Source organism: Paenibacillus sp. FSL H7-0716, from assembly GCF_038002705.1.
GTDB classification, from domain to species: Bacteria; Bacillota; Bacilli; order Paenibacillales; family Paenibacillaceae; genus Paenibacillus_AQ; species Paenibacillus_AQ odorifer.
Map to the genome: position 1 here is coordinate 36,118 of NZ_JBBODA010000016.1, position 14,710 is coordinate 50,827.

Annotated in this window: 12 protein-coding genes; 5 read left to right on the forward strand and 7 right to left on the reverse strand. The window is 42.7% G+C overall.

Annotated elements, in window-relative coordinates; genetic code table 11:
- Window positions 1-25: 25 nt before the first annotated feature.
- The gene (locus MHH60_RS19620; protein ID WP_076134013.1) at window positions 26-913 is read left to right on the forward strand and encodes an NAD-dependent epimerase/dehydratase family protein; all 888 of its coding nucleotides are present in this window, start codon (window positions 26-28) and stop codon (window positions 911-913) included.
- A gap of 541 nt (window positions 914-1,454) precedes the next feature.
- Here MHH60_RS19620 and MHH60_RS19625 read toward each other — a convergent pair.
- The gene (locus MHH60_RS19625; protein ID WP_341161154.1) at window positions 1,455-3,245 is read right to left on the reverse strand and encodes a methyl-accepting chemotaxis protein; all 1,791 of its coding nucleotides are present in this window, start codon (window positions 3,243-3,245) and stop codon (window positions 1,455-1,457) included.
- A 345-nt stretch (window positions 3,246-3,590) separates the two neighbouring features.
- Between MHH60_RS19625 and MHH60_RS19630 the strand changes: the two genes are divergently transcribed.
- Window positions 3,591-4,532 (forward strand): MerR family transcriptional regulator, encoded by a 942-nt coding sequence (locus MHH60_RS19630; RefSeq protein ID WP_076134010.1) that lies wholly within the window; start codon window positions 3,591-3,593, stop codon window positions 4,530-4,532.
- A gap of 99 nt (window positions 4,533-4,631) precedes the next feature.
- Here the strand turns inward: MHH60_RS19630 and MHH60_RS19635 are convergent, their stop codons facing one another.
- Complete coding sequence (locus MHH60_RS19635; protein ID WP_036679295.1) at window positions 4,632-5,108, reverse strand: DUF2798 domain-containing protein; 477 nt, start codon at window positions 5,106-5,108, stop codon at window positions 4,632-4,634.
- Between the two features lie 135 nt (window positions 5,109-5,243).
- Between MHH60_RS19635 and MHH60_RS19640 the strand changes: the two genes are divergently transcribed.
- The gene (locus tag MHH60_RS19640; RefSeq protein WP_076134009.1) at window positions 5,244-5,660 is read left to right on the forward strand and encodes a MarR family winged helix-turn-helix transcriptional regulator; all 417 of its coding nucleotides are present in this window, start codon (window positions 5,244-5,246) and stop codon (window positions 5,658-5,660) included.
- 76 nt (window positions 5,661-5,736) lie between these two features.
- On the opposite strand, the gene MHH60_RS19645 is transcribed toward MHH60_RS19640, so the two are convergent.
- The 5 genes from MHH60_RS19645 to MHH60_RS19665 form a co-directional block, all read right to left on the reverse strand.
- Window positions 5,737-7,674 carry an FAD-dependent oxidoreductase gene (locus MHH60_RS19645; protein WP_076134008.1) on the reverse strand — a complete coding sequence of 646 codons (1,938 nt, stop codon included), beginning with the start codon at window positions 7,672-7,674 and terminating at the stop codon, window positions 5,737-5,739.
- A 199-nt stretch (window positions 7,675-7,873) separates the two neighbouring features.
- Window positions 7,874-8,683 (reverse strand): MerR family transcriptional regulator, encoded by an 810-nt coding sequence (locus MHH60_RS19650; protein ID WP_076134007.1) that lies wholly within the window; start codon window positions 8,681-8,683, stop codon window positions 7,874-7,876.
- A gap of 110 nt (window positions 8,684-8,793) precedes the next feature.
- The gene (locus MHH60_RS19655; protein ID WP_076134006.1) at window positions 8,794-9,837 is read right to left on the reverse strand and encodes a YeiH family protein; all 1,044 of its coding nucleotides are present in this window, start codon (window positions 9,835-9,837) and stop codon (window positions 8,794-8,796) included.
- 219 nt (window positions 9,838-10,056) lie between these two features.
- Entirely contained in the window at window positions 10,057-11,961 is a 1,905-nt protein-coding gene (locus tag MHH60_RS19660) for an ATP-dependent DNA helicase (RefSeq protein ID WP_370511165.1), read from the reverse strand.
- Window positions 11,962-12,134: 173 nt separating this feature from the next.
- Window positions 12,135-12,986, reverse strand: a complete 852-nt coding sequence (locus MHH60_RS19665) for an SDR family NAD(P)-dependent oxidoreductase (protein ID WP_076134005.1) — start codon at window positions 12,984-12,986, stop codon at window positions 12,135-12,137.
- A 176-nt stretch (window positions 12,987-13,162) separates the two neighbouring features.
- Between MHH60_RS19665 and MHH60_RS19670 the strand changes: the two genes are divergently transcribed.
- Both MHH60_RS19670 and MHH60_RS19675 read left to right on the forward strand, forming a co-directional pair.
- A complete protein-coding gene (locus MHH60_RS19670) occupies window positions 13,163-13,627 on the forward strand; it encodes a MerR family transcriptional regulator (protein ID WP_076134004.1) in 465 nt (154 codons plus the stop codon).
- A gap of 18 nt (window positions 13,628-13,645) precedes the next feature.
- The gene (locus MHH60_RS19675) at window positions 13,646-14,644 is read left to right on the forward strand and encodes an NADP-dependent oxidoreductase (protein WP_076134003.1); all 999 of its coding nucleotides are present in this window, start codon (window positions 13,646-13,648) and stop codon (window positions 14,642-14,644) included.
- Window positions 14,645-14,710: the final 66 nt, after the last annotated feature.

Sequence of the window (14,710 nt, forward strand, 5' to 3'; positions counted from 1 at the left end):
TAATAGCAATCAAGGAGTGAGGTTGATGAGGAAGATTCTTATTTTAGGCGGCACACGCTTTTTTGGAAAACGTTTGGTCGAGCGTCTGCTTGAGGATTCTAAGAACGAAGTAACCATATTAACGCGCGGGGAAACAAGCGATCCTTTTGGCGATCTCGTTCACCGGATACAGGTAGATCGGTCTCAACCGGAGGTCTTCGCTCAAGCATTAGGTGGTACGAGTTGGGATGTAGTTTACGATAATATTTGTTTTTCACCTGATGAAGCGGATCAAGCGCGCCGTATTTTTGACGGCAAAACCACACGTTACATACTGACTTCAAGTTTATCTGTCTATGATTTCAGTGAGCAAGCGCTGACGGAAGAGATATTCGATCCTGAAACGTACCCGATTCGTTATGGAGGACGAAATGATTTCACCTATCAGGAAGGGAAAAGACTGGCGGAAGCCGTCCTTATCCAACAAGCTAACTTCCCTGTAGCCGCTGTCCGCTTTCCGATTGTCCTGGGAATGGACGATTATACACGAAGACTCCATTTTCATATTGAACATGTACGTAACGAACTGCCCATCGGGATTCCGAATCCAGATGCAAATATCTGTTTTATCCGTTCGGACGAAGCCGCTGATTTTCTATATTGGCTCGGCAACTCGACGGTGACGGGTCCTCTCAACGCTTGCTCAGACGGTACGGTTAGCATTCAAGACCTTATCTGGCTGATTGAAAAAGAGACCGGAAAACAAGCCGTCATTCAAAGCGAAACAGCGGATGCACATAATTCTCCATTCGGGATCACACAATCTTGGTTTATGGATACAGCTAAAGCTCAATCGGAGGGATACAAGTTTCTCACTCTAAGCGACTGGCTCCCAGAGTTAGTTGACACCCTAAATCAAACTTACGAGGACTAATTACTAACTATGTTACTACGATAAAAAGCTGGCTTTTCGTGGACACTCCCACGAATGAGCCAGCTTCTTTATGCAACAAATCACAATTACGCGTTGAGTTAATTGCACTCTATACAACTATTTTCAGGTATGTGTACTCACGCCTGGTTTTAGTTGTATTTCATGCAATTATATCCCCACCAAACCACCGTTATCATCATTTCGCCTCGAAATAACTGCACTAAATACAACTAAACCCTAATCAAGCTACATACAAACTTTTTTAGTTGTATAAAATACACTTAAAATCAAAACGGCAGGTAGAACCTTACTAAGCGCTAAACTTTAGCCTCTCATGTTTAAACTCTACTCTCTAGACTCTACTCCCTACTCACTACTCACTACTCACTACTCTTTACTCACTACTCACTACTCTTTACTCACTGCTCACTACTCTTTACTCACTGCTCCCTACTCACTACTCACTACTCACTACTCACTACTCACTACTCTACTCTATTCTCTATTCCTCCTTACGCTAAGAATGCCAATTCCCGCTGAGCTAAGCAGAGATTGTCAGATATGATCCCTCTTTAGAAACGTCTGCATTTGGTGTACCACCATCATCTGGAGGATCGCCAGCACCCAATGTATCATCTCCTAATGCGTCTCCTAATGCATCTCCTAATGTGTCCCCAGCTTCTGGAGTGCCAGCATGCTTTGTATCCCTGTCACCTTCATCGCTGATCCCTTTGTCTCCATCCGAATCAATCTTAAAAATGTTGATTTCTTTGAATAAACTCTGCGAAATTTCATTAATCTCAATGGCTTGACGGGCTATATCACGGATAGCATGATCCTGCTGTACGCTGGAGGCGTTCACCTCTTGCACCCCTGCCGCAGTTTCCTCGGCGATGGCCGCGACGGCATGCACAGACTCTGCGAGTCTACGGTTCATAGTCTGCGTCATATCCACTTTGTCGTGAATTTGCCCAATCTGTTTACTAATCTCCACAATAGATTGATCAATCGCTTCAAAAGAGGACAACGTTTCAGCCACTTTATGATCCTGTTCCTCAAGATTTCCTTTGGTCACCAGCATATATTGCTGGAATTCATCCATCCCGGATTGCAGCTCGCTAATAATCTGACTGATATGTACGGAGGACTCTTTGGTCTGTACAGATAATTGTCTTACTTCATCAGCGATGACAGCGAACCCTTTTCCGTAGGCACCTGCCCGGGCTGCTTCAATTGCTGCGTTAAGTGAGAGAATATTGGTCTGATTAGAAATATCTGTTATGGATTTAGTAATGCGCGAGATGTCCTTTGATTGATCACTCAGTTTGGTTAAAGCCAGATATACTTTATTCACAGATTCTCGCGAATGCTCAGACACCTCCCGGAGGGCGATGACGGATTCAGATCCTTTACGAGTATTGTGATTAGCCGTTTGACTGGTAGCCAGCATAACCTCGGTATACTCCGTGATCTCATTCACTTCACGTTCCAGCTCCTGAATTAGGCCAGCGCTCTGCTCGGATTGTCCTGCCTGCTGTTCTGCCCCTACCGAGATTTCCTGTATTGTGCTTACGATATCTTGATTCGTATGCGCAGTTATAGATGAAGATTCTTGAAAAGAATGCGAATAAGTTGCCAGCGAAGAGGCTACTGACTGGGTATGCTGAAGCATTTCCCGGACCCGCTCTACCATATGATCAAAATGATGACTCAAACTGCCCAACTCATCGTTGTAAGGAGAATTAATCTGCTGACGCAAATCTCCTTCGGCAATTTTTCGCAGAGCCACTTGCAGTTTATGAATAGGATTCAGGAAGGAACGTATGAGCATAACCGCAATCACTAATGTGAAAATAAACACTAGCACAGCTGCGTAAGCAACTATAGAGGTGGTTAGATTAAGCAGATCAAAAGAATAATCCTGTGCTTTTTCTGCATTTTCTGCTGCTGCCGTATACAATTTTTCATTAGTCACTAGCATGACTTCACTCAACGCTGTAGCCTTCGTATGTAATTCATCGATTTGTTCCAGCACACTCATGGGATCAAGCTGCTCGTCTTCTATGGTCTTTACCAATTCGTCAAAATATCCCGTATATTCCCCAATCTGACTATGTAATTGTTCTAACTCTTTAAATGCCGGCGAATCTGCCGCAAAATTCACCGTCGCCAACTCTTTAGTCAGCTTTGTTTGCTTGTCCTTAAAGGGTTGGACGAACTCCAAATCACTCGAACCCGCTAACGAAGATTCTACCGCATTCATTTCCTGCAGCAGTTGCGTAATGATTGACACGGTAATTCGTTTTTCCATCTCAGCTTTTTGCGTTTCCATAGAAATCTCCACTTGGCTGATTTTATGGTTTTGATAAAACGCTACTCCCAAAAAGAAAAGAACAACGGCGGAAAAACTCAAAATCAACTTCCATTTCATAGTTAGATGCATAGACCTAGCTTTCAACAATATCATCCTCCGTATAAAGCCTCATATTGCAATAGGTACATTCTACCAATATCTTGATTGTAGAAGCTGGACGTTAAATACTGGACAATGTTTTGTATGAGAAATGTAAATTATCTCGAATACCCAATCATTAATTCTCCTTGCAATTGACGTAACGTTAAATGCTAAAATAATCCACATAAGGCGCCTTATCAAACTATGAAATGGGAGTTGTCTATGAGCGGATTTGTTACCATTGATAAGCTTTCTGCGCAATTCGGACTGACGAGTCGGACTCTGCGTCACTGGGAAGCTCAAGGATTGTTTGAAAGTAAGCGGGATAGCAGCTCTGGCTGGCGGATTTATGATGAGAAAGCAATACTTGCCATTCGGGTTACCTCATTATTAAGAAAGCTGGATATTAGCATCAAGGATATTGGAACCGTGCTTGTAAATATGTCCGTTCAGTCCATGTACGAAGCGCTCAGCCAGCAAGCGGCTTCTATTCACAATCAAAAAGCAGAACTAACGAATAGAGAAAGTGAAATCCATCTCTTTTTACAGTGGATATCCGCCCATGTCGAGGAACCCATTACAAATCAATTATTATCTGAACTAAACGAAAAGTCATGCAATCCTTCGGATGGTATGACTAAAACTGAGGAGGTTATATCTATGCCAACTATTAATCACTCTACCCCTATTCATGTAAGATTCATTACTCTTCCAGCTATGAGATTTGCCTACAATGTTGCGGTTAGTACCTCTCCAGAAGATGAGGCTATGATCCCAGTTAATGAATGGCTGGAAGCTAGTCAACTATTAGGCACAGCACGGCTTTTTGGCGGCAATACGAACCCGCATCCAACTGGTGAGAATAAACCTTACGGATATGGATTCTGTGCCTCAATTCCGGAAAATGTGAAGATACCAGCTCATCTAAAGGAAATGCGGCTCGACGGCGGCCTCTATGCTCTGACAGAAAGCACTGATGATATCTACGGCTCATGGCAAGCCCTAATGCGGTATCTGGATACTCATCCTGATTATCAAGCGGATCACAATTCCAGATTATGTCTGGAGGAGCATATCCGTAACGATAGTCCCAAAGGTAGCGGAAATGAGTATGCCCTAAATCTACTCGAACCTGTAAAAAAGAGAGTTCACGCGCTTGCGTAAATGAGCGAGCCATAGATAAACGTTTCTAATCTTTAAAAAAACAAAACGCTCTCATCTGCTTATTCGGGCAGACGGAGAGCGTTTTGTTGTACATTGCTTCTATTGATTTATTCCCTGCGCAGACACAGCTGGAGTAATTTTCACAAAAATAAATCGTGTAAGCGGCCCAACTAAAATGATCTGCAGTGGAAGTGCAAAAATAAAATTTTTACCTATGGCAGACAGATAAGCTCTTGGTAGTTCAGCAGAAAATCCAACATGGAGAACTGCGCCATAGAAGGACATGAACAATACCATTCCGGTCACCATAAAAAAGGATATGAACATGATTTTTTTGATCATCGGATCATTTTCTTTAACCAGCTTATGCGCGATCCCCTTTGCAACCTTGCCTACAACAAATACATCTAGAATGAGTGCAACTATAAATGCAGGCAAGTAGCCGACAATCACATCCTTAACTAACGTGCCTGACCAACCCTCCATTAGTGCTACATTGTAAATACTCATCCCCAGCACCATTAAAAAACACATGATGAACGTAAATAAAAATGCTTCTTTTTTGTTTCTTCCCATCTTCAAGCTCCTTTTATCTCTGTATTGTCAACTTGGATTACAATAACATAGATCCTCAAATCAAGTCAACCAAGTTGACAATATTCACAAATGACTTATACTGGGATAAACGAGCCATCATTTAGGAGTGTTCTAATGAATAAGCAGCTGCAAAAAATGAACCTGATTGATTTACTCAGTGAGAAGCATCTAGCTTTACGTAAAATAGTGACAGACAAAGACCCGGATCAAATCAATAAGACCGAATCCCACATTCTTGCAGTTCTTGCGGCCCGAGAAATGTTATCGATCTCAGAAATCAGTAGAATAATTCATATTTCAAGACAGGGCACGCATAAAAGCATTCAAGGCATGTTATCCCGTGGTTATGTTGAAGCCGTTGAAGTCGAAGGAAATCAGCGTGACAAAAATATTGTCCTCACTCCAAAGGGTATAGAATGCAATAACAGAATGATGATCACCAAAATTGAATTAGAGCAGCAGATCGCTGCCAAGCTGGGAGTAACAAATGTAGAGCTTCTTAAATCTTTGCTAAAAGAAGATTGGCTCTAATCTCCAGCAAAAAAAGCCGCAGAGTTGTCTACTCTGCGGCTTTAAAAAGTTTGAATTATTTTCCGGGAAATTGTCGTTAATTAGCTTTCAAAGCACTGTTTGCCGCGCTCTCTCCACCTAGACGACCTGAGGTAAAGGAATAACCAATTCCAACCCCATTGCCTACATAGGTATCGTTGAATAATACGCCTTCCGATTCAAGCCCTACAGCAAACAATCCTTTTACTGGTGTACGTTTATCATTTAGCACTTGGAACTTAGTGTTTACCAGCAAGCCACCTACAGAACCCAAGTTGTTGATTTCAGCGACGATGGCATAATACGGTCCTTCTTCGCCCATTGGCTCTAAATAATCAGCAGCTTTACCAAATTCAGTATCCACACCAGTTTTTGTAGCTTCTTTATAACTATTGTAATTTTCTACAAACACATCTACATCCATACCTGCATTTGTTGCTAATTCTTCGATTGTATTTCCTTTGAAGCCATCTCCGTTTTCTACCATAGAATCAAACACCTTTTCTGCATTTACCCATGGATTCTCTAACGTGAATTGATCTGCAAATTCGGCATAAAATTCTGGTGGCATTCCTGGCAGGCTTGGTGCGTTAACACCCTTCATCCCCTTGGACTGAAGAGCAGCCAATTGTGATTTTGATACGATAACCATATGATAAGCACCATTAAATGCACTCGTATTAGCTGCGGCGACCGATGTTAATGTCGCTGCTTCATCTCTGAAACGTGCTCCGGAAGAACCTACATTCATGAAGTTAGGCAGATACGTCAACATCAGCGGATAACTTGCTTCAAAAGGCTCATATTGTGCTTTTAGTCCTTGTGTTGCTCTGGCTAATGTTTGGTGCAGCATCTGACCACCGAAGTTATCAGGAACCTTGGCTCCTGCTTCCCAAGCCATCTTCAGACCTTCCCCAACATTCTGACCTAGTCCTCCGTTAACCCCTTCAAAACCAAAAGCTTCTTTAACCATTTCCGAATTTGCAGCATAACCGCCTGTTGCCATTACGACACTTTTGGCTGTGATTTCAAGAGTAGTCCCGTCTGATTTCTCAGCCACAATACCTGTAACTTCTCCTGCTTCATTGGTAATCAGCTTTTTGGCAGTGGTTTCGGTGATCACTTGTCCACCCTTTTGTTCAACCGATTCAGCCAACATTTTCCGAAGGGTCTCTTCCCGGGTTTCATAAGCTGGCAGTACATGCAGCTGCTCTCCGAAAAAGTTTAGAAAGCTGGTTTTATAACCTTTTTCCGCTAACCAATCATAAGTTTCACCGGATTTCGTTACGTATTGTCTAATCGCTGCAGCGTCAACTCTCCAGTGATTGTTGACAATCCAATCGGTAATTTCTTTTTCCACATTTACTTTAAGATTATTGTCAGTAGCTGCGGAAGAATTATAGAACTTACCGGCCCAGGATAGATTACTTGCTCCCCCGATAACTCCTGTTTTTTCGATAATAATAACCTTGGCACCTTTATCAGCAGCGGTTACCGCTGCGGACACACCAGATGCACCGGCGCCTACTACCACTACGTCTGTTTCAAGCTTTTCCGTTTTACCTTCACCCGCTTTTTGCACGCCACCGGCTTTGAGGACTTCCAGATTTCCTCCACCTTTGGTTACGGCATCTTCAACGGCCGCGAGCATTGCTTCACTGGAAAGACTCGCACCACTAACAGCATCTACCGCCAAGGTTTGTCCTTCCAGAATTTGATCTTTTATTTTTTCAAGTGCACTATCGCCTAGACCACCTGTTTCTGACTGGCTTACGATCTTGATATCTTTAATTTTATCTGGCTCATCCATAGTGACTTCTACTTTAATCACGCCCTCTTTGCCTTCCGCTTCCCCAGCGAATGTACCGGCTTTAAAAGATGATGATGACGAATTTGCCGACTCCCCATTTCCTTTGCATCCACTCAGCATGGAAACGATCAGCACCATACAAAAAGTTAACATGAGCATTTTCTTGGTGAAATTTCTGTTGCGCATTCTCTTCTCCCCCAGTATCTAATATCTTATAGCTCGCCAAGAACGTGATATTTTTCACATTCATATCTATATATATCTACCGAACGTTGCCAAGCTATATACCGAAGTATAAACATTGGTGCAGCACCAAGGTCAATGTCCAATTCTTGTCCAAAAAGAAAAACACCCGCTCTCAGAGCAGGTGTTTATAGAAATACACTTATACAATTGGGATATTCACTTCCAAATACGAGCGGTTATTGCCTTCTATTTTTTCAGTAAGCATTAATTTACCCACCACATCACCCGCTATGGTATAACCATTTGCTTCGATGTAATCTATCATAAACTGCAAGGATTTCTTCGTGATATAATGTCCATCCGTAGATAACATGATAGCAGAGACACAGATACTCGGGCTAATGTACTCTACATATTCATCGATATCCATAGCAAATTTCTGCACTTCCTCCTCGGGTAAGGTAAGCCCCCAGCTATAGTCAAAGTTATTATCACCGGATAACACCCCCGCGTCCTCAATCTTAAAAGAATAAAACGCATAAGGAAGCCTATCCATCCAAGTGTTGACGAGGCTTTTTACGATATCATTTTTTAATAATGCATTTTTATCCGTTTGCTTAAGCCTGTACATGCCTGGCAGTTGTTTAAGTTTACATATATATAATGAGGACTCTATTTCCTTAAGCTCTTTATGAATTTCATTCATCTTGTTTAGCAGCATCGTCTTTTGCTTAATCTCTTCTTCTAAACTCTGCTGAGACTGCTGCATCATTCCCATAACTTGCTCAATAGAGGACTCCTTCATTAAAAGTGCCACTTCGGGCAATGGAATTTCCATACTGCGATACCATCTGCTCATTAACAGATCCCTCGCATCTAAATCATTAAAATATCTATAATTATTGCTGTTATCTTTTGTGGGCCTAACAATATCATGTTTCTCGTATAATCTCAGCGTATCCGCAGTTACCCCGAGAATGGAAGCAAATTCACCTATGCAATACTTCACCTGAAGTCCCTCCATTCATTTCATGCATACCCTACCACACTAAATGATAAAGAGAAGGACGCTGTTTGGATATGAAGTAACTCATTTCATACTCAGGGTGTACATGCTAACTACGCTAGTGCAAGTAAGTGAACTAACATAAATCCAACTAGAGATAACATGACCGATCCTATAAGTCCCGCTGCAAAAGACTTCATTCCAAGCCGTCTAAATGCCGCCAAATCAACGTTTAACCCAAGCCCTGCCATCGCCATAGCGATTAACATATAAGCAATTGTAACGATCCCATTGGCTACTGATGCAGAGACGATCCCTAACGAATTCACACCACTGACAACTAGAAATCCTAGAATAAACCAGGGGATTGGAATGCTTTTCCACGAAGCTTTAGCCGCTTCACCTTGCACTTTTCTTTCTTCACGATTGGACCAAATCCCAATTAAAATAGCCACCGGCACAAGTAAGGCCACCCGGGTCAATTTAACGATGACCGCCATATCAACGGCAGCATTTCCACCAGCATCCGCAGCCGCGATTACGTGAGCAATTTCATGTAAAGTCGCTCCTGAGAATACCCCATAACCTAAATCTGATAAGCCGAGAAAAGGATACAAAAATGTGTACAGCAGTGTAAATATTGTGCCTAATATAGCTACTATAGCTGCACCAATGGCCGTTTCGTCATCTTTGGCTTTTATCTGTGGAGCGATGGCAACCACCGCTGCCGCACCGCAAATCGCAGTTCCGCAGGCAGTTAAGATACTGAGGCGCTTATCTACTTTGAACAGTCGAGCCAATCCGTAGACAACGGAGATCGCAAATATAATGACGATGACTGCCAAAAGAAATACCCGAGGTCCTGCAGCAACGATATCCATTAGATTAAGCCGCATACCGAGCAGGATAATCCCAAGACGAAGCAGTTTTTTACTGGAAAAATCGGTGCCATGTGTGATGCTACCTGGCACTCCTATCGTAGCTCGCCAAATAATCCCGATTAAAATGGCAATAACTAATTGCCCCATAATAGATAGGAATGGAAAACCCGCTAAAAATTTCGCCAATAATGCGATAACTAAGGTTAGCCCTATCCCTAATGCAAACCCAACCTTTTTGTTGTGTTCTGGTTGATACAAACCTTCTGATTGACCCATGTCGTATACACTCCTTGATGAATCTCTAGATGATGCTGTATAAATACTTCCCATAACTCAACAATAATACGACAGCGCTCGGAAGTTAAATATCAATATCCTATCCGTAAGATTAGGAATACTTATGCTTAATTTTAGACAAAAAAAGCTCCTTCGAGTGAAACATAAATGCCGTAGCATCTGCCTCACCAAAGGAGCAATTATAATCGTTAGTGATATTTAAGCTTCCAGCTTCTGTAGTCGAGTCCCTTTTGGAAGTACAGAAGTTATATATTCGTGTACCGGATGTTGCCCTTCCTCTTCCGCAAGTACAGTTACAATTCCTTGATCTGTACCGGTTCGAATCAGCCGCCCCATCCCTTGTTTGAGTCTTAACAGCATGTAAGGCAAATCCACATCTTCAAAAGGAGTGGAGGTTTCCGCCCTCTTTGCCATAAACACTGGATCAAGCGGAGGATACGGCAGCGACCATATGATCACATTAGATAATGAAGGTCCAGGGATGTCCAGCCCTTCCCATAAGGTGACCGCACATAACACGCTATGCTCATCCCGTTGGAATGCTGAAATCAAATAGCTGATTTCTTGATCCCCTTCATATAAAAATGAATATGAGCTGCTTTCCGGTCGTAATGAGTTAAGCTGCTTGAATTGCAGAAGCTCTTCACGAGTACGAAACAGTAGCAGTGCTCTACCTTCAGTCTGCTGAATAAGCTTCAGGGAAATTTCCATTTTCTCAGCAAAATCCCCACTCTGAAGCTCTGGCACATAGACATTCATCTGGTGCTCATAGTCATAAGGTGAGTCTACAGAGAAGGATAAAAAATCTTGTATCCCAAGACTGTCCTTTAAGTATTGGAATGATTTATCCACAGACAATGTAGCCGATGAGAATACGATTGGCATTTTTTGCGTGAACAGGCTGTCTTGAAGTACCTCTTTGACATTTCGTGGCATGACCGACAGCGTTAGACCATCGCTTTCTTCTGTCGCCCAGCAGATTAGAGCTCCCGAATCCTCAAACAATCGCAAAGCGATCTCTATGGTCTCCAAACGTTCCTCCACAATTCGCAGTTGGTATTCATCAATCGTGTAGAGTCCGCTTTCGAATACTAATTCTTCTTCGATAGCTGCAATTACACTCCGCATCCGGTGTACCTCACGAATCAATGAAGCATTCAGCTCAATGCTTTTCCGATCTGATCCTGGTATGTTTCGGCATTGACGGCGAATCGCTTTGAACATTTGCTCACTTTGCATGATCGCTTCATCAATCAGAACGGCTAGCGTTTCACGAATTTCGTTCTGTAGCAGGCGAGAAATCAATTCTTCAAAGACGACATGCTTCATCTTATAGCCAAGCGCCTTCATGGCCGCTGATTCTAATAAATGTCCTTCATCGAATACAACCGCACAATGATCTGGAAGCAAAGGAATTTGCCCTTCCCGCTTACGCGCTTCATAGGTCCAAATATGCTCCATGTAATAATCGTGGGAACAAATGATCAGATCGCTTGATTTCCGGTAATGATCACGGGACAAGGTCTGCCCGCAGCGGTGACGCATATCGCAAGTAAAGCAGTCCTGAAACGTATCCCAGTTAATCTTGTTCCATTGTTCGTCATTCAGATCAGGATAATCTCTGCGGTCTCCATAAGCATGGAATTGCTGCATCGGTGCATGTGAATGTACAAAATCAGGTAATGTACTGTACAAGCTCTCCAGTGGTAAGCTTTCATCATCATGGTTCCGAGCCTGATCCAGCTTTTTCAGACACATATATTTATCCGGTGATTTCGCTAGTCTGGCATCAATATTCATGTTCAGATGCTTTGCAAGCTTGGCGATATCGCCTTCCGGTTTCACAAGCTGCTCAATCAAGGACTCGTCCGCACATGCAATAATCGCAGGTTTGCCCATATATCGCGCATAACAAATGCTATACAACAAATACACTAATGTCTTGCCTGTTCCGACCCCTGCCTCAGCAAAAATCGTCTTTTTCTCGGCAAAAGCTCGCTCTACCTGAAAGGCCATGTATATCTGTTCATCACGTACTTCAAATCCAGCCTCAGGAAGAATTTCATAGAATACATCACCGACCCATTCCCCTACTTGCTCCATAAAAGGTTTGGTCCGATCATATTCAAAAGGATACTGTTTCGCCAACAAGCCTACCTCCAATATTTGATCAGGCATCTCTACCATGCCATGAAAAATAGAATCAACGGAAAAACTCTATTATCTCATACGTTTGGAGGAATTACAAAAAAATAATTAGAGATCTAAAGATCAGATTAACAACGAAGATACTCATTTTCGTATATATCATTAATCCTTTCCAAAACATTCCGGGCTTGATCCTTAAATTTCAAATTCGCAACCTGACCTTTCCGAAGAAATACCCCCGTCTCCTCACGGTGTTCTCCCAGAGCCCCCTTGTACAATTGGCCGGCGCCGTGGGTAGGCGGAGAGAAAAACAGCTTCATCAACGGCTTAACTATAAGAGGCAGTCCAGAATTTTTTCCTTTTCGCAATGTGTTATTGCTACCCGGATCAACACTGCGAATCATGATGCCCTCGTTAGCAAGCTGCCCCGCGGCGGCCTGTGTCCATAACGATAATGCCAGCTTTGAGGTGGCGTAAGGACCAAGCAGCTTGCGGAAGGTTGTGGGATGCTCCAGGATTTCGATCGTAAACTCATTCGTAAACTTAAGCGCTGAGGATGAAGTGTTGATCACCGTTTTTAAGCGTCCTTTTTGTAGGCTATCCTTCAATTCCATTAAAATAATATACGGCACAACGGTCATCAACTCATAGTGCTTTTCACGCCCCTGTGTCGAGTAACTTAGTTCAGGGAAGCTCCCGCCGGCATTGTTGAACAAAATATCGATCCGCTGCTCCTTGCCTTTGATCTCTTCCAGCGTCCCTCTCAAGCTGGTAAAATCCGCGAGATCGGTTGTTTTATAAATACGAAGCCAGCCGTTTTTGATGGCTTTTTGGATGTTCATATCATCGGCTGGAAAACCGGAACGGTTCAAAGCAATCACCTGCCAATCCTCCGCTAGCAGTTTTCGAGTTAATTCCAATCCAATCCCAGCGTTAGCGCCTGTAATCAATGCAATATTTTCACGTTGCTGTGTGCTCATTGTAAATCTCCTCCTGAATTCGGGATATCCTCTTCTTATAACGCACATTTTATTAATTGGAGTCGACTCCAAGTCAAGGCGTAATAAAAAGATTTTGTCCCAGAGATAAGGTCTTGACTTGGAGTCAGCTCCAAGTTGTATAATGCACACACAAAACAATCTCCAGGAGGTAGAGTATGAAGGCAGAGCAGACGTTTACGATAAAAGAAACCGCCGCGCAAACCGGAATATCCGAGGACACGATCCGCTATTACGAAAAGATCGCGCTGCTTCCCCGGGCGGACCGGAAGGACAACGGGCATCGCGTTTACCGGCAGGAAGACATAGATACAATCCTGCTGCTATCCTGCCTCAAAAAAACAGGCATGCCCTTGCAGGAAATGCAGCCATTTTTGGCGGTCTCCGCCGACGCTGATCCCGCGGATTATCCTGAACTGGTGGAGCATTTAAGAAACCATCGAGAAAACATCGTCAGCCAAATCTCGTCGCTGCAGCAGGTTGTCGATTTTATTGATATGAAGCTGGAACAAGGAAAATATCGCCGAGACTGCTCAGATAAAAGCGAGGACAAATCGAAACCAAAAAACATCTCCCCTGTTGAGATGAGTTATTTTTCTGGATCAGCAAAAATGAATATTTAATGAATTGGAGGTTTTAGGATGAAAGCAATGATCATAAAAAAATACGGGAATTCCCCTCTTCAGCTAGCCGACATCCCAACACCCGCAGTGGGTGATTATGATGTATTGGCAGAGATCCACGCAGCAAGTATTAATCCTATCGATTTCAAAGTGCGGGATGGCAAAGTCCGTACGCTGTTGAAATACGACATGCCCCTAGTTTTAGGAAATGATTTTTCAGGGATTGTCATTCAAGTAGGAAAGAATGTTAAAAAATTCAAGATAGGTGATGAGATTTACGGACGGCCCAGAAAAGATAGAATTGGAACCTTCGCAGAATATATCTCCGTACATGAAGAGGATATAGCGCTCAAACCTCACAATCTTTCCTTTGAGGAAGCTGCATCCATCCCATTAGTCGGGCTTACTTCTTATCAAGCATTGCTTGATATATTACAGCTAACGGCAGGACAAAAGGTATTGATTCAAGCGGGAGCGGGCGGGGTTGGCACTTTTGCTATCCAACTTGCCAAAGCGATGGGGATATACGTGGCTACTACTACAAGCGATGCTGGAGCAGAATTGGTCAAGTCACTTGGAGCCGATCAAATTATTAATTATAAAATAGAAGCATTTGATAAGGTTTTACAAAATTATGATGGAGTATTCGATACCATTGGCGGTGAAACATTAGAAAAAGCTTTTAAAACAGTCAAACAAGGCGGACAAATTGTATCGGTTTCAGGGTTGCCTAATGCTCGCTTCGGAAAAGAGTATGGAGCTGGGTTCATAAAAACTAATATTTTTCGCTTGATTACCCGGAATCTGAGCAAATTAGAGGCAAAATACAAGGTCAAATACAGCTTTCTGTTCATGAAACCAAGTGGCAGCCAATTAGAAATCATTTCAGAGCTTATTGAATCCGGACAAATAAAACCTGTTATTGATCAAGTGTTTCCTTTTGTAGAGGCACAGAAAGCAATGGAGTATTCTGAATCGGGCAGAGCTAAAGGAAAGATCATATTAAAAATAAAGTGATACAACACATAAATAAAACGGCAGTCTAAGACTTTACGCTTCTCGTCTAGACTACCGTTTTTTATT